General features: G+C 55.7%; 20 protein-coding genes. 9 read left to right on the top strand and 11 right to left on the bottom strand.

All coding sequences use genetic code 11. From position 1 onward, the window contains the following. Nucleotides 1-377 precede the first annotated feature (377 nt). Complete coding sequence (locus tag B3Z49_RS17430) at nucleotides 378-1,634, top strand: HD domain-containing protein (RefSeq protein WP_209272090.1); 1,257 nt, start codon at nucleotides 378-380, stop codon at nucleotides 1,632-1,634. Nucleotides 1,635-1,646: 12 nt separating this feature from the next. Here the strand turns inward: B3Z49_RS17430 and B3Z49_RS17425 are convergent, their stop codons facing one another. Then, complete coding sequence (locus B3Z49_RS17425) at nucleotides 1,647-1,976, bottom strand: DHCW motif cupin fold protein (RefSeq protein WP_296993157.1); 330 nt, start codon at nucleotides 1,974-1,976, stop codon at nucleotides 1,647-1,649. A gap of 197 nt (nucleotides 1,977-2,173) precedes the next feature. Here B3Z49_RS17425 and B3Z49_RS17420 point away from each other — a divergent pair, with 197 nt between their 5' ends. Then, on the top strand, nucleotides 2,174-3,109 hold the full coding sequence (locus tag B3Z49_RS17420) for a DUF294 nucleotidyltransferase-like domain-containing protein (protein ID WP_296993155.1): 936 nt from the start codon (nucleotides 2,174-2,176) through the stop codon (nucleotides 3,107-3,109). A 25-nt stretch (nucleotides 3,110-3,134) separates the two neighbouring features. Here B3Z49_RS17420 and B3Z49_RS17415 read toward each other — a convergent pair whose 3' ends face one another. From B3Z49_RS17415 to B3Z49_RS17375, 9 genes are all read right to left on the bottom strand, one after another. Continuing rightward, on the bottom strand, nucleotides 3,135-3,515 hold the full coding sequence (locus tag B3Z49_RS17415; RefSeq protein WP_296993154.1) for a 5-carboxymethyl-2-hydroxymuconate Delta-isomerase: 381 nt from the start codon (nucleotides 3,513-3,515) through the stop codon (nucleotides 3,135-3,137). Nucleotides 3,516-3,644: 129 nt separating this feature from the next. Further along, nucleotides 3,645-4,940, bottom strand: coding sequence for an adenosylhomocysteinase (gene ahcY / locus B3Z49_RS17410; protein WP_008889059.1), 1,296 nt, complete (start codon nucleotides 4,938-4,940; stop codon nucleotides 3,645-3,647). Between the two features lie 305 nt (nucleotides 4,941-5,245). Beyond that, nucleotides 5,246-7,042, bottom strand: coding sequence for a phosphoenolpyruvate--protein phosphotransferase (gene ptsP, locus B3Z49_RS17405; protein ID WP_051007567.1), 1,797 nt, complete (start codon nucleotides 7,040-7,042; stop codon nucleotides 5,246-5,248). Nucleotides 7,043-7,121: 79 nt separating this feature from the next. Further along, the gene (locus tag B3Z49_RS17400; RefSeq protein WP_008889057.1) at nucleotides 7,122-7,397 is read right to left on the bottom strand and encodes an HPr family phosphocarrier protein; all 276 of its coding nucleotides are present in this window, start codon (nucleotides 7,395-7,397) and stop codon (nucleotides 7,122-7,124) included. A 64-nt stretch (nucleotides 7,398-7,461) separates the two neighbouring features. Then, nucleotides 7,462-7,866, bottom strand: a complete 405-nt coding sequence (locus B3Z49_RS17395; protein WP_008889056.1) for a PTS sugar transporter subunit IIA — start codon at nucleotides 7,864-7,866, stop codon at nucleotides 7,462-7,464. Nucleotides 7,867-7,883: 17 nt separating this feature from the next. Continuing rightward, nucleotides 7,884-8,816 carry an RNase adapter RapZ gene (rapZ, locus tag B3Z49_RS17390; protein WP_008889055.1) on the bottom strand — a complete coding sequence of 311 codons (933 nt, stop codon included), beginning with the start codon at nucleotides 8,814-8,816 and terminating at the stop codon, nucleotides 7,884-7,886. A 16-nt stretch (nucleotides 8,817-8,832) separates the two neighbouring features. After that, nucleotides 8,833-9,273, bottom strand: coding sequence for an HPr kinase/phosphorylase (locus B3Z49_RS17385; RefSeq protein ID WP_296993150.1), 441 nt, complete (start codon nucleotides 9,271-9,273; stop codon nucleotides 8,833-8,835). A 109-nt stretch (nucleotides 9,274-9,382) separates the two neighbouring features. Beyond that, complete coding sequence (locus B3Z49_RS17380) at nucleotides 9,383-11,032, bottom strand: stimulus-sensing domain-containing protein (RefSeq protein WP_232308274.1); 1,650 nt, start codon at nucleotides 11,030-11,032, stop codon at nucleotides 9,383-9,385. A gap of 86 nt (nucleotides 11,033-11,118) precedes the next feature. Further along, nucleotides 11,119-11,835, bottom strand: coding sequence for a response regulator transcription factor (locus B3Z49_RS17375; RefSeq protein ID WP_008889052.1), 717 nt, complete (start codon nucleotides 11,833-11,835; stop codon nucleotides 11,119-11,121). Nucleotides 11,836-12,150: 315 nt separating this feature from the next. On the opposite strand from B3Z49_RS17375, the gene B3Z49_RS17370 reads away from it, so the two are divergent. The 6 genes from B3Z49_RS17370 (at nucleotide 12,151) to B3Z49_RS17345 (ending at nucleotide 20,696) form a co-directional block, all read left to right on the top strand. Beyond that, nucleotides 12,151-13,866, top strand: a complete 1,716-nt coding sequence (locus tag B3Z49_RS17370) for a sensor histidine kinase (protein WP_296993147.1) — start codon at nucleotides 12,151-12,153, stop codon at nucleotides 13,864-13,866. Then, on the top strand, nucleotides 13,863-15,272 hold the full coding sequence (locus tag B3Z49_RS17365) for a sigma-54-dependent transcriptional regulator (protein ID WP_296993145.1): 1,410 nt from the start codon (nucleotides 13,863-13,865) through the stop codon (nucleotides 15,270-15,272). The genes B3Z49_RS17370 and B3Z49_RS17365 overlap by 4 nt, the downstream gene beginning before the upstream one ends. Before the next feature lie 460 nt (nucleotides 15,273-15,732). Next, on the top strand, nucleotides 15,733-16,698 hold the full coding sequence (locus B3Z49_RS17360; protein WP_008889049.1) for a TAXI family TRAP transporter solute-binding subunit: 966 nt from the start codon (nucleotides 15,733-15,735) through the stop codon (nucleotides 16,696-16,698). 31 nt (nucleotides 16,699-16,729) lie between these two features. Continuing rightward, nucleotides 16,730-17,206 (top strand): DUF1850 domain-containing protein, encoded by a 477-nt coding sequence (locus tag B3Z49_RS17355; RefSeq protein WP_040822600.1) that lies wholly within the window; start codon nucleotides 16,730-16,732, stop codon nucleotides 17,204-17,206. A gap of 5 nt (nucleotides 17,207-17,211) precedes the next feature. Continuing rightward, nucleotides 17,212-19,227: a TRAP transporter permease gene (locus tag B3Z49_RS17350; RefSeq protein WP_296993142.1), complete on the top strand. Its 2,016-nt coding sequence runs from the start codon at nucleotides 17,212-17,214 to the stop codon at nucleotides 19,225-19,227. Nucleotides 19,228-19,412: 185 nt separating this feature from the next. After that, nucleotides 19,413-20,696: an MFS transporter gene (locus B3Z49_RS17345; RefSeq protein WP_296993140.1), complete on the top strand. Its 1,284-nt coding sequence runs from the start codon at nucleotides 19,413-19,415 to the stop codon at nucleotides 20,694-20,696. A 166-nt stretch (nucleotides 20,697-20,862) separates the two neighbouring features. Here B3Z49_RS17345 and B3Z49_RS17340 read toward each other — a convergent pair whose 3' ends face one another. Further along, the gene (locus tag B3Z49_RS17340; protein WP_008889045.1) at nucleotides 20,863-21,045 is read right to left on the bottom strand and encodes a hypothetical protein; all 183 of its coding nucleotides are present in this window, start codon (nucleotides 21,043-21,045) and stop codon (nucleotides 20,863-20,865) included. 138 nt (nucleotides 21,046-21,183) lie between these two features. Between B3Z49_RS17340 and B3Z49_RS17335 the strand changes: the two genes are divergently transcribed. Beyond that, nucleotides 21,184-22,166, top strand: a 983-nt coding sequence (locus B3Z49_RS17335) for a LysR family transcriptional regulator (protein WP_008889044.1), incomplete at its 3' end; no start/stop codon positions are given.

Below are 22,166 nucleotides of genomic sequence, written 5' to 3'. Positions count from 1 at the left end.
AATTTTTCCTGGGCCTGCACGGTTATCGACAGACCAAACGTGGCAACCATCGCACCCGTGCTGCGCCAAAAGGCCGGGCGCGCCAAATCAGACAGTCTGCGCATGATCGCCACTGTCTTTTTGCCTGCGCAAAGCTGTATGGATGCCTGTTCGGATGCTCGCCGTGTCACGTGTTGTTAACCGTTTGTGTTTATGAGCTATTATTATGGTGAAAACGCCGTGCTTTTACCACCGTTTCACATCATTACGGCAACAGGCTTGTCTGGTGGCGTATTTCATGGCGAAATCCTGCGGAAAAACCGCAATGACATAGCCGGTGATTCCGTTTATGTCTGCGGGACACACATTCTCAACTGAGCGCATCAACCATTCCTAAAATGAGCCCAAAACCGCAGCTAGACCTTTTTGCCCAGCGCGCAGAGCCCAAGCAGGCCGCGCCACAAAAGGACTCTGCCGTGCTCAAGGCGGCGGCAAAGCCGGCACCGGAAATCGGTGATCTGTTTGATACCAATTTCAATGCCGATGACATCGCCGAATGGGAACTGCTGTTTCGCGATGTGCCGCAATATAACTACCATTTCAAACGCGCCCAGATCGCCTCGGCATTTGACCGGCCGTTGCACAAAAAACTGATCGCATCGCCTGCCTTTGAACGGCTGCGCGAAATCTCGTTTCTCGGTGCCATCGATTATCTGTTCCACCCCAACGGACGCCCGGCCAATATCCGTCATTCGCGCTATGACCACACGATTGGCGTCGCATTGCTGTCGCAACGCTATTGCCGCTTGATGGGACTATCGGATGCCGATTGCGACCTTTTGGGGGCTGCCGCCCTGTTGCATGATATCGGCCATGGCCCGTTTTCCCATACGCTGGAACCGGAATTCGCGCGCCGCTTTAACCGCAACCACCATCAATTGACCAATCAGATCATCACTGGCGAGGTCGACCTTGATCTTTCGGTCAATCATCTGCTGGTCAAACATGGTGTCGATCCGGATGAAGTGATCGCGCTTCTGTCCAAAAAGTCCGATCACCCGCATGCGGCGCTGTTTTCCGGCCCGGTTAATATCGACACGCTTGAAGGCATCAGCCGCACCAAGACGTATGTCCATCCCAACCATGTACATTGCCACCCGCGCCTGTTGCTTGAGGCGGCGGTAAAACTTGATGCAGATTCGCTTAAACGTTTGGACAAGTTCTGGCAGCTGAAAGAAGACATCTATCGCAATTTCATCTTTGGTCCGATGTGCTTTGCCACCGACCATCTGTGCCGCGAATTTGTTGTCAAGAATGCGCCGGACTTTGCCGCCGATGACTTCCTGCTGACCGAAAAGGCGTTCTTGAACAGCCATCCGCCGTTCAAGAAATTCCTGCATAGTCTCAAAAACCGGATCGAGCTTGATGGCGTTGCCGATGTTGTCGATCATCAACTCAGCGCATCCGCCAGCAGCTTTGACCTGCACGAGGCCAAGGTGCCGAGGCGTGAATTTCACATCAACAAGGATGTCGAAGTCCGCTGCTTTGCCGATCTGTCAAAACGCTATTACGAGGAAAAGCATTCCTTTCTGCGCCGTGTCGGCAGCCTGACCGATCCGGCCCAACAGGCCGCCGCCGCCAGCCTGTTTGATTAAGGCCCGGCCGTTTTAATCAACGACGAAAAGGGTCGCGCCGGTTTCGGTTGAGGAACGATGGGCCTCTGCGTTGTCTGCCACCTGATAGCTCATACCCGGTTTCAGGACATAGGTCCGGCCATCCTCAAGCTCGGTCACCAGTTCGCCTTCAAGACACAATAAAATGTGCCCCTTGGAACACCAGTGATCTGCCAGATAACCGGCGGAATATTGCACCATCCTGACACGGATCGCGCCAAACTGGCGGGTCCGCCAGGTCGCCATGCCGGTTTCACCGGTGTGTTCGGTCGGTTCAATCGCAGACCAGTCGGTTGTACCGAACGGCAGATCGGAAATGTCCATGATGGGAAAACTTTCGTGATCAAGGGGGACGCAGAAGGTTCAAGATATTGAACAGGCGCGAAAAATATCTGCCGCGCCCATAAAACTGTCAATCAGCTTAATTGAACAGTGCCATATCAGTTAAACGTGGTTTTAATCTTTAACCATTAGGCAGATACTCGGATATCAACGAGTCGCACCAAGAGGCTGTCCCGATCTTGTTACCGCAAACCATCGCAACCAATCAGCACTACTCGGCCACACGTCTGGCCGAGATGCGCGACGCATTGGGTAAAAGCCTGTCGGGCGATACATTTTGCGTGGTGGTGACCGGGTCCTATGGGCGGCATGAGGCATCCGATCAATCCGATCTGGATTACTTCATCATTGGCCGCGAAGCCGAACGCAGTCAGGCGCCGCACCAACAGGTCGCCGATATCCTTGGCAAGATGGTCACCAAGAAACCGGCGGTAAACGGCCCGTTTTCCTCCTATATCACCGCCGAGGAACTGGTCAATCGTATCGGGCTTGATGGCGATACCAACTCGATCACCACACGTCGGTTGTTGTTCCTGCTGGAATGTGAGTGGCTCTATAACGAGGCGGGCAAACGCAAGTTTTTTGACGATCTGATCGCCAATTACGTCACCAGTTCGGTTACCCGTGATTCCATCGCGCGGTTTCTGGTCAATGACGTGATCCGCTATTACCGCACCATCAGCGTCGATTTTGAAATCAAGACCCGCGAAGGCGACGCCAGCAAGGCCTGGGCACCCCGGCGGCTGAAACTGGTTTTCTCACGCAAGATGCTTTATTTCGGCGGCATTATCGCAGCAGCCGAAACCGCCGGCCGGTATTATGCCGGTAAACGCGAAAAACTGTCCGAACTTTTACAGCTGCCACCGATCACGCGCCTGCAAACCGTGTTTGGTGAAAAAAGTCTTCCGGCACTGGAATTGTATGACCGTTTCCTGCGCGAACTTTCCGATCCGGAAGTGCGCGCGCGCCTTGATGGCGTCGGGCCACATGATCGCAATGATACGGAATTGCGATCCCTGCTTGATGCCGGCAAGGGCTTTTCGCGTGAGCTGATCAAGTTGCTTAATGATCGCTATGGCCCGGATCATCCAATCCACGAAGCGCTTTTGATGTAATCACCCGGCAAACGTGGTGGCGCAATCAGGCCGGGCGCGGGCCGTCAGTGACATGCTTGAAATAGTTTTCCCGATCAAGGTCATGGACCTCGACGGTAAACTGCACCTGATAATCGCCAACCAGCCATTCCAGCCGATCGATAAGTGCGGCAAGGGCGGCCTCGCCAGTGGCGAATTTCACAGCATTGATCCGGCCTGACAGAAGCCGGATATCAAGATGCACCATGGCGTTTTTCGGATCGCCATCGCCGATCACGACATTTTCCAGCGGCGTAATCCGGGTCTTGAAAGAACTCAGTTCCGCATCGGCCTCGCGGGCGATGACGTAATGCAGATCAACCGCGAGCTTGGACAATTCATCCTTGATGGGCAGTAGGGCAGAATATTCGATTTCAAGCTGGGGCATGGCTGTCATCCGTCTGACAAGATTTAAATGCTTCTAACAACTTGCTTTGTATCTGGACACCAAAAAAGCCAGTCTGAATGAACAGACCGGCTTTGATGCAAATCGGCAGATGCCAATTAGTAGCGCCAATTAATAGCGATAATGATCCGGCTTGAACGGACCAGCCTGCGGTACGCCGATATATTCGGCCTGTTCGGACGACAGTTTGGTCAGTTTCACGCCAAGACGATCAAGGTGCAGGGCTGCAACTTTCTCATCAAGGTGTTTCGGCAGGACGTAAACCTTGTTTTCGTAGTTGGCGTGGTTTTTCCACAGCTCGATCTGCGCCAGCACCTGGTTGGTGAAGGATGCCGACATCACGAAGCTCGGGTGACCGGTGGCGCAACCAAGGTTGACCAGACGGCCTTCGGCCAGAACGATCAGACGTTTGCCATCCGGGAATTCGACTTCGTCGACCTGCGGCTTGACGTTGTCCCACTTGTAGTTACGCAGCGAACCGATCTGGATTTCGGAATCGAAGTGACCGATGTTGCAAACGATTGCGCGGTCTTTCATCGCACGCATGTGGTCAAGCGTGATGATGTCGATGTTACCGGTGGTGGTGACGAAAATGTCGCCAACCGGGGCTGCATCTTCCATGGTGGTGACTTCGTAACCTTCCATCGCGGCCTGCAATGCGCAGATCGGATCGATTTCGGTTACCAGAACGCGTGCGCCCTGGCTGCGCATGGACGCGGCCGAACCTTTGCCCACGTCACCGAAACCGGCAACAACGGCGATCTTGCCGGCAACCATGACGTCGGTTGCGCGCTTGATGCCATCAACAAGGCTCTCGCGGCAGCCATACAGGTTGTCGAATTTCGACTTGGTGACCGAGTCATTGACGTTGATCGCCGGGACCTTAAGCGTGCCTTTTTTCGCCATTTCATAGAGGCGGTGCACACCGGTGGTGGTTTCTTCCGACAGACCTTTGATGTCTTCGAGAAGTTCCGGATACTTGTCGTGGATCAGCTGGGTAACGTCGCCGCCATCATCAAGGATCAGGTTCGGCTTCCAGCCGTTCGGACCGGAAATGGTCTGCTCGATGCACCACCAGAACTCTTCCTCGGTCTCGCCTTTCCAGGCAAATACCGGGATTTCAGCAGCTGCGATCGCCGCAGCAGCCTGATCCTGGGTGGAGAAGATGTTGCACGAAGACCAGCGAACTTCTGCGCCGAGTGCCGTCAGGGTTTCAATCAGAACTGCGGTCTGAATGGTCATGTGCAGGCAGCCGACGATGCGCGCGCCAGCAAGCGGCTTGGCCGCGCCATATTCATCGCGCAGCGCCATCAGGCCCGGCATTTCGGTTTCGGCAATCGCGATTTCCTTGCGGCCCCAACCGGCCAGCGAGATATCAGCGACCTTGTAATCGGTAAAGTTCGACATATCGTCTCCAATCAAACAGGAATGGCGCATCCGCATGGAATTTCCATCCTGCCGATACGCCGAAGAATTCTGTTGCGATCATTTCCCTGATCGCTATAGGCCACATATAAAGATATCTTTATATCGTTTTCAAGTCCTTTTTTGACGGAATTTGCATTCCGGGCAAAACCGGACCGGATCAAAGATGCCCACGCCCTGAAATCCCGGCCTTTTTTGCGGCGGGAAACCAAGGATAAGCGCGGACAAAACTGTCCCCTATGTTGGGACAGATGCCGATCACAACAAGCTATGAGGAACGGGATTTTTCAGGCGAGATCGTTGAAGTCATCAAGCATCATCGCAATCCGGGCAGAATCCCATTGTTCCATGACGCGGTTGGCCTGATGTTCGGAATTGCGACTATCAAGGCGGCGCAGGCGCTGTTTGACCAGCAACAGATTGACCGGCGACATCGAAAGGTTGCGCAAGCCAAATCCGATGAACAGCGGCACATAGCGCGGATCACCGGCCATCTCGCCACAGACACTGACGGGTATGTCGCGTTCGCGGGCCACCTTGATCACATCACGGATCAGACGCAGCACCGCCGGATGCAGCGGATCAAACATGCCCGCCACCTGATCATCGGTGCGGTCAATCGCCAGGGTATATTGCGTCAGATCGTTGGTGCCGATGGCAAAGAAATCACTGTCGCGCGCCAAGGTATCCGCCGCCAGCGCCGCGGCGGGAATTTCGATCATCGCACCAAGCGGCGGCAGGGTTTCGGGGATCGGATGGCCGTCCTTGCGCAGGCGCTTTGCCACCGCCTCATAGATCTGACGCGCACGGGTCATTTCATGCACGTTGACCACCATCGGAAGCAACACCCGAACCGATCCATGCAGGGATGCCCGCAGGATGGCGGCAAACTGTGCTTCAAGCAGTTCGGGCTTGCGCAATGATAACCGTATGCCACGCAATCCAAGGGCCGGGTTCGGGCCAGACACGATTTCATCTTGAAGGGCGACGGCCAGTTTTTCACCACCGATATCAAGGGTCCGGATGGTGACAGGTTTGCCATCCATGCGTTTGACGATATCGGCAAGTTCTTCGTATTGCTCGTCCTCGTCGGGCAGATAGTCCTTGTTCATGAACATGAACTCGCTGCGCAAAAGCCCGATACCGGTCGCCCCGTTTTCCAGGGCTGCGGCAAGTTCGATTGGAAGTTCGATATTGGCATGCAGGTCAATATCGATGCCGTCACGCGTTGATGAGGGCACATCGCGAAGGGATGCCAGCTTTTCGCGCGCCGCCAGCCAGTCAGCACGGCGTTGGGTATAATGTTCAATATCGGCATCGCTTGGCGACAGGATCACTTCACCGCGCCCGCCATCGATAATGATCTGATCGCCGCCAGCAACGCCGCGAACGATATCAGCAGCCCCCAGAACGGCCGGAATGCCAAGGGATCTCGCCATGATGGCGGTATGGCCCTCTGCCCCGCCAAGGGCGGTGACAAAGGCGGTCAGTTGGCCCGGTTCAAAGCGCGCCATATCGGCCGGACTGACATCTTCGGCAATCAGGATGGACCCCTGTGGGGCATTGTCCATTGCCCGGTCGGTCTCGCCGATCAGGCAGCGCATCAGGCGCAGGCCCACCTCGCGAATATCCGTGGCGCGTGCCGCAAGATAGCTGTCTTCCATGCCCGAAAACTGTTCGGCAATCGCATCGATCACTTCGCTGACCGCATGCACGGCATTAAGCTTGCGCGAGACGATCAGTTCTTCGGCCCCGCGCACCAGGCGCGATTGGGTCAGCATGTGGATATAGGCATCCATCAGGAAGCCAAGTTCCTCGGACGCGGCACTTTCGGCACTTGATGATTGGGATTTCAGGCGTTTGAGCTGATCAATGCTTTCGGCAACGCCATCATGAAGACGTTTGCATTCGGCCTGCACGGCATCTTGGGAAATCGGCTTGCGGCTGACATGGACGATCTGGCGATCCAGAACAAAGGCGCGACCGATCACAATCCCGCCCGATGCGCCCAATCCGGTTATGACCCGGCGAACGCCCGAGTTATTTTCATCTGAAACAGTTTGGTCTGTCGGAGGAACTTGCAAGCCTTGTCTGCTACCAACTCGTTCTTGTTGTTTCCCGAAACTCAGACGCCCGCGGCCTCAAATCGTGATCCGCGGGATCCTATTCTTCGTCGAACTTGGCATCGACCAGTTCGTTAAGCGCATCAATCGCCTGTTTGGCGTCCGGGCCGGTGGCCTCGACCTCGATCTCGGTGCCGATCGATGCGGCCAGCATCATCAAACCCATGATCGACACACCCGACACTTCGGTGCCGCGGTTGCGCACCATGATGCTCGATTGAAATTCACCTGCCAGTTTAACAAATTTTGCAGCCGCCCGCGCGTGCAATCCGCGCTGGTTGCTGATTGTTAAAGTGCGTTTTTCCTTCTGCGCCATGTATGTCCCCGCAAGCCTGATGCACTGTCCCCGCGCATCCGGCCCTGTTCTTTTTGTGGCTGACTTATTCCTCGCCGCTCAGCAAACGCGACGCAACGTTGATGTATTTACGCCCCGCATCCTGGGCCGCATTGACCGTTTCGGCCAAGGTGCCGTCGATGCGAACAGATGCGAGTTTAATCAGCAAAGGTAAATTAACCCCTGCGATGACTTCGACATTTGCCTGTTCCATAATGGAAATCGCCAGATTGGACGGGGTCCCGCCAAACATGTCGGTCAGAAGGACAACACCTTTGCCACTGTCGACCTTTTCGACACTGGCAAGAATATCTGCGCGGCGTTGTTCCATGTCGTCATCCGGTCCGATACAGACCGCTTCGACATTTTCCTGTTCGCCAACAACATGCTGCAAGGCAGATACGAACTCTTTCGCGAGATCGCCGTGGGTGACCAGCACCATCCCGATCATGCAGTTTTCTCCATTTTTCACTCCCCCGAGGTCGGCTCGTCCGGTTTGTCCCGATGGCTGAGATGTGTGTCATATCCCAGATCGGCAATCCAGTCATTGAGTAACCGCGCGATATAAACCGAACGATGTTGACCACCTGTGCACCCGACCGCAATGGTCAGATAGCTTTTACCTTCCTGCGCATAGCGCGGCAAAATCGGCTCCAGCATTGCCTTCAGGCGGTCGATAAACCCGGCGAAATCCGGGTCTTCTTCTATGTATTGCCCAACAGCCGCATTCATCCCGGTCATCAGGCGAAGCTCGGGATCATAATGCGGGTTGCGCAGAAAGCGAACGTCAAAAACAAGATCGGCTTCTGCCGGAACACCCTGACGGAACGAAAAGCTGCGCACAAAGATCGCAAGGCCTTCGTTTTCGCCAATGTCGAACTGGTCTTGCAGGATCTTGCGAAGCTCGGCCGATTTCAGGCGCGATGTGTCAATGCGCATATCCGCGGTCGCGGCAATCGGCGCCATCAGGCGTTTTTCATGTTCAATCGCGTCAACCAAAGGCCGATCATGGCTTAGCGGATGCGGGCGTCTGGTTTCGGTAAACCGGCGCTGCAGGACAGTTGTGTCGGCATCAACATAGATCATCAACGGATCCATGCCGGTCTGTTTGCGCAGGCGACCGACAATCTCGACAAACTGATCAACACCGAAATCACGGGTCCGGATATCAAGGCCGATGGCAATCGGCTGTTCCGGGCGGCAATCCCCCGGCACCAGGGCAGACAGCATGCGCAGCGGCAGGTTATCGACCGCATCAAAGCCGAAATCTTCAAGAATCTTAAGGGTCGTCGTGCGTCCGGCACCGGATACCCCGGTCACAAGAACCAGTCCGCTTTTGCCATCAAACGCCCCCAGGGCCTTATTCTGGCTGTCCGAAGAATTCGCCGAAGTTTTCTGCAAGTCTGGGTCCTGTGGATTACGGTTCAAGTGTCATTCCACCCGTCGCGAGCGCCAAAGCTACTCCAATCTTTGCCTCGATGGCCAGATCGGATGCACATAATGTCCAACGCGGGATCGCAATGCCACAAATCTCTTCGAATTCGGGTTCGGGCATGCGTTCAACAGTGTTGGGATCGGTGACCAGATCAATCAGAACCCGCACATCGCCTTCGGCTTTTTGCGGCAAACCGCGCACAACCCCGATGCCGCGGACTTCGCACAATCCGGCAATCTGATCGGGTGCGCTGGCAATCAGGCGACCATCGCGCGCCACAAGGTCGGTTCGATCATCAGAAACAAGAAAACCGCCCGCGTCGATCAGACGCAGCGAAAGCCCGGATTTTCCAGATCCGGAAGGCCCGCGCAACAGCACCGCATGGGCGCCGATCCGGACACAATTTGCGTGAAGCTGGGACATAATGCAAAACGATGCTTGGCAGAGGTTGGCTTGTCAAACCCCAAAAGCCCGGGGCGTGATCCACTTAACCTCCCGCATAGGCATTTCGCACTTTCTGCGCCGAAAAATCCTAGTCGAGCGGCAGGCGAATGGTAAAGACAGCGCCCTTGACCTCGTCACGAACCACGCGATTCTGTGCACTAAGCTCGCCATTATGGGCGGCAATGATTCGCTTGGAAATCGAAAGCCCCAAGCCAGAATGCTGCCCGAACTTCTCAGTCGCGGGGCGTTCGGTATAGAACCGGTTGAAGATCGCCTCTTCCTTGCCGGGCGGGATGCCCGGGCCATCATCCTCGACCGTGATTACGGCCCAGTTTTTATCCCGCCATGCCCGCACGCGAACTTCGCCGCCCTCGGGCGTAAAGGTAATCGCATTCGAAATCAGGTTCCTGAACACCTGTGTCAGACGGCTTTCAAGCGCCGGGACATTCAGGTTTTCAGGCACGGATACTTTGATCCGCGGGCCCTCGGCATCGGCGTTATAAAGTTCGCCCAGCGTATAAAGCAGCACATCAAGATCGACTTCCTCGCTCTCGGCGCGCGACAATTCGGCATCCATCCGCGAATAGTCGGAAATATCACTGATCAGGCGATCAAGACGCTGGACATCCTCGGCGATGATTTCCATCAGGCGGCGCTGGCGTTCCGGATCCTTAAGGCGCGTGGCGGTTTCCACCGCGGACCGCAATGATGTCAGCGGGTTTTTAATCTCGTGCGCGACATCGGCGGCAAACCGTTCAATCGCGTCCATACGGTCCCACAGCGTTTCGGTCATATCGCGAAGCGTGGTCGACAGATCGCCGATTTCATCGCGACGATCCGACAGATCAGGAATGGCGAACTGGCGGTTTTTGCTGCGCCGGACCCGTTCCGCCGCACGTGCCAGCCGGTTCAGCGGCCGTGTGATCACCCCGGCAAGATAGATCGACAACAACACCGTAATGCCAAAGGCAAAGACAAAGATTTTCAGGATATCAAGGCGCACCGCATGCAGAGCGTTTTCAATCGATTCGCCACTTTTGGTCATCATCACCGATGCCAGAACCTGCTTGAACCGGGCAACCGGCACCGACACCGACAAGACCCGTCGTCCTTCGCTATCAACACGAACCACCCCGCGCGAATAGCCCGCCAGGGCTGCGCGTACTTCCGGGTAATCGGCCGCACTGGCAACCGGCGGATCGACATAAAGTGGCAAGGGTTGTTCGCCCTCAAACAGTGTCAGGATGCCATCGGTCAGTTTGCGCATGATATCGGCAAAGGCATCTTCTTCGCCCGGTGGTGGAAGCTGTTCGGCCTGAATGGTGCCCGCACCAAGTGACTGGATGCTGCGACTATCAGCCAGAAGACTGCCATTGGTGGCAAAAAGACGTGTGCGTGCGCCGGTAATCCCGACAAGACGGCGCACCATTTCGCGCGCCACTTCGATTTTCACCCGGTTGGTTGCATCATCACTGGAACTCACGGCCGACGTCGACAGGGCGGCGGCATACATTTCCGCTTGCACCGCCATGGCTTCCAGTTCGGAATGAATAAGTTCCTGCTTGTAGCGGCCCAGATACAAAATACCCGCCACCAGCACAAAAAGTGCCAGCGCGTTCACGGCCAGAATCCGCCAGGTCAAAGGCGAAAACAGCCCGTGGCGTTCCTCTATCCGCGTCGTCCGGGGTTCGGACGGACCTGTGTGCTGGTCGTGATCACCAGTCCCAAGATCGCTCATTCAAACCTGCAATAACCGGCCCGGGAAACGGGCCTGCAAAAGAGTGCGCGCCGAAGCACAAAGCTCCGGCGCGTCAAAAATCCTGATCAACCTGCCACGGTGGCCGTGTCGCGATACCGATAACCGACGCCATACAGGGTTTCGATTTCCTTGAATTCCTTGTCGGTCTCGCGGAATTTCTTGCGCAGGCGTTTGATGTGGCTGTCGATCGTACGGTCATCGACATAGATATGTTCGCCGTACGCCGCATCAATCAGCTGGTCACGGTTTTTCACGTGCCCCGGGTGTTTGGCCAGTGCCTGGATCAACAGGAACTCGGTCACGGTCAGATTAACATGCTGACCTTTCCAGCTGCACATGTGGCGCGACGGATCAAGCACCAGATCACCGCGTTGCAAAACATCATCCGACCCGTTCGGACGAACACCGCCCGCACGCATGATTTCCGCGCGACGCAGAAGGGTGCGAATACGTTCAATCAGCAAACGCTGGGAAAACGGTTTCTTGATGTAATCATCGGCACCCATGCGCAGGCCGGTCAGTTCATCAACCTCGTCATCCTTGGATGTCAGGAAGATCACCGGCATTTCGGTTTTCTTGCGCAAATGGGTCAGAAGTTCCAGTCCGTCCATACGGGGCATCTTGATATCAAGCACCGCAAGATCAGGCTCTTCCTTCGTGATGGCATGAAGTGCCTCCGAGCCATCAGAATATGTCAGGACCTCATATCCTTCTTCTTCCAACGCCATCGAAACCGACGTCAGGATATTACGGTCGTCATCAACAAGTGCGATCTTACTCACCTGGACCTCATCTACTGGACAGATACATTTCACTCATTCGTGTGGTGACTATACAATTTACATTCCAATGTGGCGAAAAAATAACCACTTGCGGCATAATTAAGGCTTGTCGAATACAGTCGCAGTGCAATCTGTCACATCGCTGTATTTGTTGACTTTGCGCCGCTGCGGCAAATAACAATCATCGCATCAGGGTAAAATGCCCACCTGTCCCGAACGCGGGACAAACCAAATTGATCCCTGACCCGACGGGAGGTCGCGATTTTCTATTGGTTAAGCAAGTTCAGCCGTGCCAGCCTGACCGCTGCCGGGGTTTTGATTTCGACACTTGTTGTCTGGCTTGTTGTCAGTTCGACCGGCAATCTGACGATCAATGAATTGCATCGCACCGCACAGGCACGCTTGGCGCTCTATGACAGTTCGCTGCGCGCGGCCGTCGATCAATATCGCTATCTGCCCTATGTCGTTGCCCGCCATCACGAAGTGATCGCCGCCATCACCGGCACCGGGAATCCCCGCACTGCGGACATGTATCTTGAACGGGTCAAACAACGATCCGGTGCGGCCGCCCTTTATGTCATGGACAAGACCGGCATGACGGTCGCGGCAAGTAACTGGAACACACCCGACAGCTTTGTTGGCGAGGATTACGGATTTCGTCCCTATTTCAGTCAGTCGATTACCGGCGGCGAGGGATTTTTCTTTGGCATCGGGGTGACCACCGGGCGGGCCGGCCTGTTTATTTCCAACCCGATCCGCGGTGACGATGAAATCATCGGCGTTGCGGTGGTGAAGATCGAACTCGATGAGGTCGAAAGCAACTGGCAGGAAGGTGGGGAAACCGTCTTTGTCGCCGATGAAGACGGTGTGATTACCATGACCAGTCGCGGCGACTGGAAATACCGCACGCTTTCGGAACTCTCGCCCGAGGTGCGCGGCCGGATTGTCCGCCATCAACAATATCCCGGCAAGGAACTGGCATCCCTTGATATCGGCCAGCAACTGGCAAAGGGTACGGGCATTGTCACCATCAATTCCGAACGCTTCCTGTTTGATGACAAACACATGCAGGACAGCAAATGGCGGCTCTATTACCTGACATCGATGGATTATGTTTCCAACCGTCAGGCCGCCGCCCTGTTCATTGCCGTCAGTGGTGCCGGACTGATCATTCTGATCATCCTGTTTTTGCGTGAACGCGAACTCAAGCTCGCCTCCCAGCGCGAAGCGCGCGAATTTGCCCGCATTCAGGCACTGAACATCCGCCTGGAAGAAGAAATCGCTGTTCGGCGTAAAACCGAAGAAGAACTGCGCGGCACCCAGAACGAACTGGTGCAGGCCGGAAAGCTTGCCGCCCTTGGGCAAATGTCAGCTGCCATCGCCCATGAAATCAACCAGCCGATCACAGCCATCCGGACATTCTGCGCCAGTGCCAAACTGATGCTGGAACGCGGCAAAACCGAAAAGCTTGATCAGAACATCAACCAGATCTCCGCACTCACCGAACGCATGGGCGCGATCACAGGCCAGCTCAAGACGTTTTCGCGTAAATCCACCGGCGTGCTGGAGCCGGTTGACCTTAATGTCGCCCTTGATAACACCCTGCAATTGCTAAGCCCGCAATTACAGCAGGAAGAATGCACGCTTGAGCGCAATGAACCCGATACGCCACTGGTGATCCAGGCCGATCTTGTGCGCATCGAACAGATTTGTGTGAACATCATCCGCAACGCACTGGATGCCATGGCCGACAGTTCGGTCAAACGCATCCGCATTGACCTTACGAGCACCAAAACCGACGTCATCATGCAGATTACCGATACCGGGCCTGGCATGAATGAAGAAACCCTGTCGCTTTTGTTTGATCCGTTCTTTACCACCAAGGATCCGGGACAAGGCGTGGGATTGGGACTTTCGGTAACTTATGGCATTGTGCGGGACTTCGGGGGCAGCATAAAAGCCTATAACACCGAAACGGCCGGGGCCTGTTTCGAAGTCCGTCTGCCGTTACTCAAGGGTAAAACACCGTGACGACCACCAAGCAAGTGCCACACAGTGACGCAGAAATTCAGATCACACCGCACATCATCATCGTCGATGATGACGAGGCGATGCGTGTCTCGCTTGCCCAGTGGCTTGAACTTTCCGACTTTGACGTCACGGTCTACGAAGATGCCCGTCAGGCCCTGCATGACATCAGCCCCGAATTTGCCGGCGTCATCCTGACCGATGTCAAAATGCCGAAGCTGGATGGCATTACCTTTACCCGATCCGTGCTGGCCGCCGACCCGGACATCCCGATCATCCTGATGACCGGCCACGGCGATGTGCCGATGGCGGTCGAGGCGATGAAAAGTGGCGCCTATGATTTCGTCGAAAAACCGTTCGAGCCCAAAGACATTGTCGAAAGCCTTGAACGCGCCATTGAAAAGCGCCGTCTTGTTCTTGAAAACCGCAACCTTCGGCGTCAGATCGCAAGCCGCGGCAGCCTTGAATCCCGCCTGATCGGCAATTCGATGCCGATGCGCAACCTCAAGGATGAAATCGCCAATATTGCGCCAACCGAAGTCCCGGTTCTGATTTCCGGCGAAACCGGCACCGGCAAGGAACTGGTCGCGCGCGCCATCCATGACCTAAGCGACCGACGCGATGAAAAATTTGTCGCGGTAAACTGTGCCGCCATCCCCGAAAGCACGGCCGAAAGCGAACTGTTTGGCCATGAAAAGGGGGCCTTTACCGGGGCGGCAAGCCAACGGATCGGCTGGATCGAACATGCGATTGGCGGAACCCTGTTTCTCGATGAAATATCAAGCATGCCGCTGGCCCTTCAGGCCAAATTGCTGCGCGTGATTGAACAGCGCGAAGTGGTGCGCCTGGGGTCCAACGCGCCGGTGAAGGTCGATTTCCGCCTGATCTGTGCGACCAACGAAGATCTGGTCGCCGCCGTTGCGAAGCGCAATTTCCGTGAAGATTTGCTGTTTCGCATCAACACGTTTGAACTGTCCATCGCCCCCTTGCGCGAACGCCAGGATGATGTTGCCCTTCTGTTTGATATCTTTGCCGAACGGGCGGCTGAGCGGTTCGAACGCCCGTATGAGCGCCTGTCCCCGGCATTGATCGGGCAACTCAGGGCACATGAGTGGCCGGGCAATGTCCGCGAGCTTAAAAACATGGCTGAACGGTATGTTCTTCTGGTTGGAAGTCCAGAAGAACGGTTCAAACGGCTGTTCAAGGGTGGGTTTGAAACAACAACAGCCCCCACCCGCGATCTTGCCCTTGCCGATCAGGTTCGCGAGTTTGAGGAACGCATCATTCGCGATGCGCTTGACCGCCATGACGGCAATGTCAAATCGGTGATGGAAGAACTCGACATCCCGCGCCGGACGCTTAACGAGAAAATGAAAAAGCTCAACATCCGGCGCGACAAACCGGCCTAAGCTATTGTTGCATTGCGATATTTTGTTCGCACGCGCAATAAATCGGCAAGAATCCGCCGATCCATTTTGGTAAATCGGCAAGATTATGCCGAATTGACAAATCGAAGCAATCTAAGTCATTGATTTGTAATTGTTAATTTTATTTCCTGTTTGGCATACTCATTGCAGCTTAAAACACCAAAATGATAAACTGACAAAAATCCGAGGGAGGAAATCTGACAGCCGGTCCGGTTCGGACGGTTCAAACGGCTGACTTAAAATCATCTCTTGGAATTGGTCTTTGAAGGGTCCCCGTTTGGCTTGATCGGCCAACCATGTTGCGATCAACATCCGGCATCTTCGAAAACCCAAAAACAACAGGCCCGGTTTACAGGCCGCCAACGAACGTGAAGACCCATATTGTTTTACGATCTCTTGGATCTATTCGTCGCTTAAGTGTTTAACCCTAGGGAGGACTATCATGAAGCTCCGTACCCTGCTCACCGCAGCAGCCGCAGCCATGATGCTGACCGTCGCACCCGCGTCGGCGCAGCAACTGTCAATCGCAACCGGTGGTACCGGTGGCACCTATTATCCGTATGGCGGTGGCCTTGCGGAACTGATCACCAAATACATCGACGGCACCAGTGCTGTTGCCGAAGTCACCGGCGCATCTGTTGAAAACATGGGCCTGATTGCCCGTGGCGACAGTGACATCGCAATCGGTCTGGCTGATACCGTTTATGCTGGTTACACCGGCACCGGTAAATTCGAAGGCCGTACCCTTGATAACGTTCGCGCCCTGGCGTCGATCTATCCGAACGCTGTTCAGCTCGTCACCATGGCCGACAGCGGCATCAACGGCCTTGCCGACCTCAAAGGCAAGCGCGTTTCTGTTGGTGCACCGGGTTCGGGCACCGAAGTTTCGGCACAGACCCTGCTTGCTGCTAACGGCATCACCTATGATGACATCGAAGAACAGCGCCTGAACTTCAACGAAACCGCAGATGCCCTTCGTGATGGTGACATCGATGCCGGTTTCTGGAGCGTTGGTCCGCCCACCAGCTCGATCCTGAACCTCGCGACCACGCGTGAAATCAAACTGATCGCGCTGACCGACGATGAAATCCTGGCGGCCCTCGATGCAGAACCGACCTTCGCACCGTACGCCCTGCGTAAAGGCGTTTACGAAGGCGTAACTGCACCGGTTAACACCATTTCGACCCCGAACGTTCTGTTCGTGAACGAAGAAATGGACGAGGAACTGGCTTATCAGATCACCAAGACCCTGTTTGAAAAGGTCGACGAACTGATCGCCATCCACCCGGCAGCAAACGACACGACGGTTGATTTCGCTCTGAACTCGACCCCGATCCCGATGCATCCGGGCGCGCTTCGTTACTACGAAGAAACCGGCATGCCGATTCCGCCGAAGCTGATCAAGTAAGATGCTTCTGCAAAAGTTCGGGCGGCCAGCAATGGCCGCCCTTCTTCTCCTGATCACGGCATGTGCTGGCCCGGCCTATCAGGATCACGTCAAACCCGGCACCGTCATTGATCATCTTGAGGTGATCGGTGCGGACGGGGCGCTTCTGGCCAGAACCGAAATTCCGCGTCAAACCGGCTGGTGCCTGTATTGGAACCACTCTGTCACCGGTGATGGCGTGATTGACTGTTATGTAGACGATCTTGGCAAGATGGTTCTCCATCGCGCCTATCAGCCCGACTTCGCGGCGGGACTTGGTCATTATCCCGGTCGCGGTATTCTGACCAGCGCAGAAGGCGGCGGATACTGGATCGAAGATATCGACGAACCTGTACGCGGCAATGCCTATGTGTTGCGCGTCGGCTCACTTGCGGTGAACCACCGCATCGTCACCGACCGTGACGAAATCAACCTTTCAAAGATGGCTGAACACACCCGTGTCACCATCCGCCTTGATACCGGGGAATAAATTTCATGTCCGAACAGGCAACGCTGCCATCCATGACGGATAGATTGCCACAGCCAAAACTGGTTCTGTGGGCAATCTCGATCGTCGCAGTCGCACTCTCTTTGTTCCAGATGTATGGCGCAGGGATCGAGCCGCTTGGCCTGTTCTATCAACGCAGTATTCACCTTGCGTTCGTGATGTTCCTGGCCTTTTTGATGTTCCCGATTTTCGGCAGCAACAAAAAGCGCGGCTTCCTTGGCTGGGTGATTGATCTCGCCTTCCTGGCCGGTGCCTTTACCACGGGCTTCTATCTTACGTTCTTTCTTGATGAAATCATCAACCGCGCCGGTTTCTGGAGCGAAACCGACCTGATCATCGGCGTGATTGCCACCGTTACCGTGCTGGAGGCCAGCCGCCGTGCAGTCGGGCTTGGCATGACCGTGATTGGCATCGTTGCCATCATTTACGCCCTGTCGGGTCCGCGCGGTGCGCTGCCGTGGGTCGGTGAATGGCTTCCGGGCATTCTTGCCCATCGCGGCAACGACGTTGATCGCCTTGTCGGGCAACTTTACCTCGGTCAGGAAGGTATTTACGGCCTGCCGATGGGGGTTGCTGCGACCTATATCTTCATGTTCGTTCTGTTTGGGGCGTTTCTTGAAGTCACGGGTGCTGGCAAGTTCTTTATCGATATGGCCTATGCCGCCACCGGCAGAAAACCGGGTGGCCCGGCCAAGGCCGCCGTTCTGGCATCGGCCGGTATGGGATCGATCAGTGGCTCGGCAATTGCCAACGTCGTCACCACGGGTGCCTTTACCATTCCGCTGATGAAAAAGCTCGGTTATCGCCCGGCACAGGCGGGCGGTGTTGAGGCCGCGGCATCCACCGGTGGTCAGATCACCCCCCCGCTGATGGGGGCGGGTGCGTTCCTGATTTCCGAATATACCCAGGTGCCGTATCTCGACATCGTTCTGGTCTCGATCTTCCCGGCGATCCTGTATCTCGGCACGGTTTATCTGTTTGTGCATATCGTTGCCCTGAAACAGGGCATGCGCGGCATGCCGGTCGAAGAGCTTCCGGACTGGAAAGAAGTTCTCAAGGAAGGCTGGCAGTTCATCCTGCCGCTGGGCATTCTGATTTACCTGCTGGTCCTTAACATCTCGCCGATGCGGGTGGGCTTCTGGGCCATTCTGTCGGTGATGGCGGTTGCCGCCCTGCGTTATGCACTGTGGTTCTTCTTTGTCGCCCCGCAGCAAGGTGAAAAACCGAGCCACGAAAAACTGATCGCCGCCATCCGCAAGGGCATCGCGATCACCATTGCCGCCCTTGAACTTGGTGCCAAAAACGCTGTCGCAGTCTCGATGGCCTGTGCGGTTGCCGGTATCATTGTCGGCGTGGTTGGCGTGACCGGTCTTGGCCTGAAATTCTCGTCGATGATGATCGCGTTTTCGGGTGGCAACATCGTTCTGGCGCTTGTTCTGGTGCTGATCGCAAGCCTGATCCTCGGTATGGGTCTGCCGGTCACGGCATCCTATATCGTTCTGATCGTGCTGGTGGGTCCGGCGCTTTCGAACGAGTTCGGCATTCCGCTTCTGATCGCCCATCTGGTGGTGTTCTGGTACTCGCAGGACAGTAACGTCACGCCGCCGATTGCGCTGGCGGGCTTCGCGGGGGCCGCAATTGCCAACGCCAGTCCGATGGAAACCAGTATTCAGGCGTGGAAATTCGCCAAGGGTCTCTATCTGATCCCGGCCTTCATGGTCTTCAATCCGGAAATCATCGAAGGCGGCTCGATCCAGATCGTCCTTTGGACCGGCTTTACCGCGATCCTGTGTCTGGTCGCCTTTGCCGCCGCCCTTGAAGGCTATCTGTTTGCCCCGATGGATGTGCTTTCACGCATCATCATCGTTCCGGCAACCATCGGCGTGTTCTATCCGGACATCCGGGCAGAAATCGCTGGCACGATCGTCCTTCTTGCGGTTCTGGCCTTCAACTGGTGGCAGGGCAAAAAAAACACCCCGACACCGGCAGTCGCCGCAAGCTAAACCATCTCCGTCCCGACGAAAGTCAAAGCCCGCAAGTATAATGCTTGCGGGCTTTTTCTTTGCTGCATCCCCGAACCAGCTGATCCCATCCCACCCATGCGGGCAGGTAGACAGCTGTTCACACGCCAGATACATTCCTCATACTATTTAATTTTGCGCCCCACTCATACCTTGCCGGAATCCGCATGCAGTTTTTGATCTTGCTTCGCCAAGCACCCCGCCAACTTGCCTTTGGCGCGTTGCACAGTTTTGGCTCCTCGTTCGGGCAGACGTTTCTGGTCGCACTGTTTGTACCCTTCATCTCGGCAAGCTTGGCACTCAATGAAACCGAATTTGCCAATATCTATGCTGGGATCACCATTGCCAGCGCACTATGCCTGCCGGTCGTTGGGCGCTGGATCGACAAGGTCGATATCCTGTCCTACAGCCTTGCCACCATGGCGCTTCTTGCACTTGGCTGTGTGATGATTGCACTCGCCGGCAATGTCTGGATGCTGATCGCGGCCCTGTTTGTCCTGCGTCTGGCCGGTCAGGGATTGATGAGCCATGTCAGCATGACCGGCATCGCGCGCTACTTTTCGCGCAGTCGCGGACGGGCGCTGGCGATTGCCAGTTTCGGCTTTCCCCTGGCAGAGGCGATCATGCCCACCACCTTGCTGGCCCTGATTGCTGCCTTTGGCTGGCGATATACCTATGCCGGGTCGGCGGCGTTTATTCTGCTGGTCCTGCTGCCGGTTGCGATCTGGCTTATTCGAAGCGATGCAAAATTCCGCAACGCCCCGGCAAAATCGAGCGAGTCGGCAAATACGCCTGCGGGCAACAGCACTGCCACGGCCGAGTCCTCGACAGACACCAGCCAAAGTGATCACCCGCGTCTGTTCAAATCGCTTTATGTCTGGTTCTGCATGCCGATGCTGGCCGCACCCCCCTTGATCATGACCGCGCTCTTTTTCCATCAGGGGGCGATTTCCAACAGCAAAGGGATCGAGCTTGGCTGGTTTGCTGCCGGGTTCACGGTGTTTGCCATTACATCGGTGCTGGGCGCGTTTGGCAGTGGTCCACTGATTGACAAACATTCGGCGCGCCGCCTGTTTCCCTGGCATCTGATCCCGATGATGCTTGGCATTGCCATTCTGGCCCTGACAACCACGCCGTGGGTGATCCTGATTTATATGGGGCTGGTCGGCATTACGGTCGGATTTGCCACAACACTGCGCACCGCCATCATCCCCGAACTGGTGCCACTCGATGAAATCGGGGCTGTGCGCAGTACGCTGACCGCTGTCATGGTGCTGGCCTCGGCCATCGGCCCGGCGATTTATGGCTGGATGTTTGCTGCCGACATGTCGATTGCCACCATGCTGGTGGTGACCCTGATTGCTGCCGCCATCGTCAGTCTGGGGTCATGGTTCTCGGAACGGCCGGGCTTTTACATGCCGCCCAACATCGCCCCCAAAGAGGCCGATTAGGCAAAAAAATGGCCCGGATCACAAAAGTGACCGGGCCAGTCGGGAAAACAGCGTCAAATAGGGAGGAAGACGCTAGATAGAAACCGTCGTCATAGTCCCTGCCTGCGGGAGCACCTCTTGGGGAGGAAATCAATCGGCGCTCGACCGCATGCAGTTAGGTCGTCAGTTAGGCAGCACCGCCAACGGTGCCGGCCGGATGGTTTACGTCGGCTGATTTCTCGGAACCTTTGAACAGGTTACGGAAGAAGGAGCCTACGAATTCAGCGCGGAGCTGCTGACCTTTACGTACACCTGCCTCGATTTCGGTGGTGGAGATGTAACGGGTGGTGATTTCTTCGTAAGTGGCCATGGTGACCTCCTAAAATTTCGTTCGTTGCGACGCCGTGTCGCTCTCGATGAACCCAATCTAATTTCCTTTACGGGGAAAGAGAATTACCTCAATATGCACATTACTTGTGAATGTCCGTCATAAATAGGAAAGCTGAATATGGATCGCGCCGCGGAAATGGAAATCTTTGTCCATGCTGTCGAGGAAGGAAGTTTCTCGGCCGCTGCCCGGACAATGCGTCTGTCACCGTCAGCTGTTTCGAAATACATCTCGCGCCTTGAAGATCGTCTGGGTGCCCGTCTTTTGATGCGCACCACCCGTCAGCTCAGCCTGACCGAGGAAGGCCGCGCCTTTTACGAACGTGCCCGCACGATCTTAAACGAGATCGAGGAAGCCGAAGAAGTCGTCACCCAGCTTTATGCCGCCCCGCGCGGCACATTGCGCATCAACGCGTCGGTCGCCTTTACCAAGATGCAGGTGGTGCCGCTGATCCCGGAATTTCTGGCGCGCTATCCCGATGTGCGGATTGAGCTGACCCTTGATGATAAATTTACCGATCTGGTCAACGATGGGTATGACCTTGCCATTCGCCTCTCGGCACTCGAAGACTCGTCGCTGATTGCGCGTAAATATGCGGTCAACCGGCGCATGATCGTCGCATCGCCGGAATATCTCGAAAAGAACGGTATCCCGCGCAAGCCGCAAGACCTTGAAAACCATAACTGTCTGCATCTGTCATCACGCGAAAGCTTTAACGACTGGCACTTTGAAACGCCCGATGGTCACGTGGCCTTCCGTGCACAGGGCTCGTTCTCGGCCAATGACGGTGACGTGCTCCACGAGGCTGTTCTGGCCGGGCTCGGCATGGCGCGATTGGCCGAATATCTGGTGCATGAAGATATCCGCACCGGTCGCCTGACCCCGGTTCTGACCGAATATGTCCATGATCAGGCGTGGATTTCGGCGGTGTATCCGCACAAACGCCACCTGTCGCCCAAGGTGCGTGCCTTTGTCGACTTCCTGGCCGAAAAATTCACCCCGGTCCCGCCGTGGGAGCTTGGCTTCCGCGATGCGCGTGCGGTGCGCCGCAACAGTGACGGCACCACCGACACCAGCAAAACCGCCCGCGATGTTGGCAAATA

Source organism: Thalassospira sp. UBA1131, from assembly GCF_002311515.1.
Taxonomy (GTDB): Bacteria; Pseudomonadota; Alphaproteobacteria; order Rhodospirillales; family Thalassospiraceae; genus Thalassospira.
This window is presented reverse-complemented; position numbering and strand designations above follow the sequence as displayed.

Excerpts from the sequence above, each read along its gene's own strand:
- B3Z49_RS17430 (WP_209272090.1), top strand. The coding sequence starts at position 378 with ATGAGCCCAAAACCGCAGCTAGACCTTTTTGCCCAGCGCGCAGAGCCC.
- B3Z49_RS17425 (WP_296993157.1), bottom strand. The coding sequence starts at position 1,976 with ATGGACATTTCCGATCTGCCGTTCGGTACAACCGACTGGTCTGCGATT.
- B3Z49_RS17415 (WP_296993154.1), bottom strand. The coding sequence starts at position 3,515 with ATGCCCCAGCTTGAAATCGAATATTCTGCCCTACTGCCCATCAAGGAT.
- ahcY (WP_008889059.1), bottom strand. The coding sequence starts at position 4,940 with ATGTCGAACTTTACCGATTACAAGGTCGCTGATATCTCGCTGGCCGGT.
- B3Z49_RS17400 (WP_008889057.1), bottom strand. The coding sequence starts at position 7,397 with ATGGCGCAGAAGGAAAAACGCACTTTAACAATCAGCAACCAGCGCGGA.
- B3Z49_RS17395 (WP_008889056.1), bottom strand. The coding sequence starts at position 7,866 with ATGATCGGGATGGTGCTGGTCACCCACGGCGATCTCGCGAAAGAGTTC.
- B3Z49_RS17385 (WP_296993150.1), bottom strand. The coding sequence starts at position 9,273 with ATGTCCCAGCTTCACGCAAATTGTGTCCGGATCGGCGCCCATGCGGTG.
- B3Z49_RS17380 (WP_232308274.1), bottom strand. The coding sequence starts at position 11,032 with ATGAGCGATCTTGGGACTGGTGATCACGACCAGCACACAGGTCCGTCC.
- B3Z49_RS17360 (WP_008889049.1), top strand. The coding sequence starts at position 15,733 with ATGAAGCTCCGTACCCTGCTCACCGCAGCAGCCGCAGCCATGATGCTG.
- B3Z49_RS17355 (WP_040822600.1), top strand. The coding sequence starts at position 16,730 with ATGGCCGCCCTTCTTCTCCTGATCACGGCATGTGCTGGCCCGGCCTAT.
- B3Z49_RS17350 (WP_296993142.1), top strand. The coding sequence starts at position 17,212 with ATGTCCGAACAGGCAACGCTGCCATCCATGACGGATAGATTGCCACAG.
- B3Z49_RS17345 (WP_296993140.1), top strand. The coding sequence starts at position 19,413 with ATGCAGTTTTTGATCTTGCTTCGCCAAGCACCCCGCCAACTTGCCTTT.
- B3Z49_RS17340 (WP_008889045.1), bottom strand. The coding sequence starts at position 21,045 with ATGGCCACTTACGAAGAAATCACCACCCGTTACATCTCCACCACCGAA.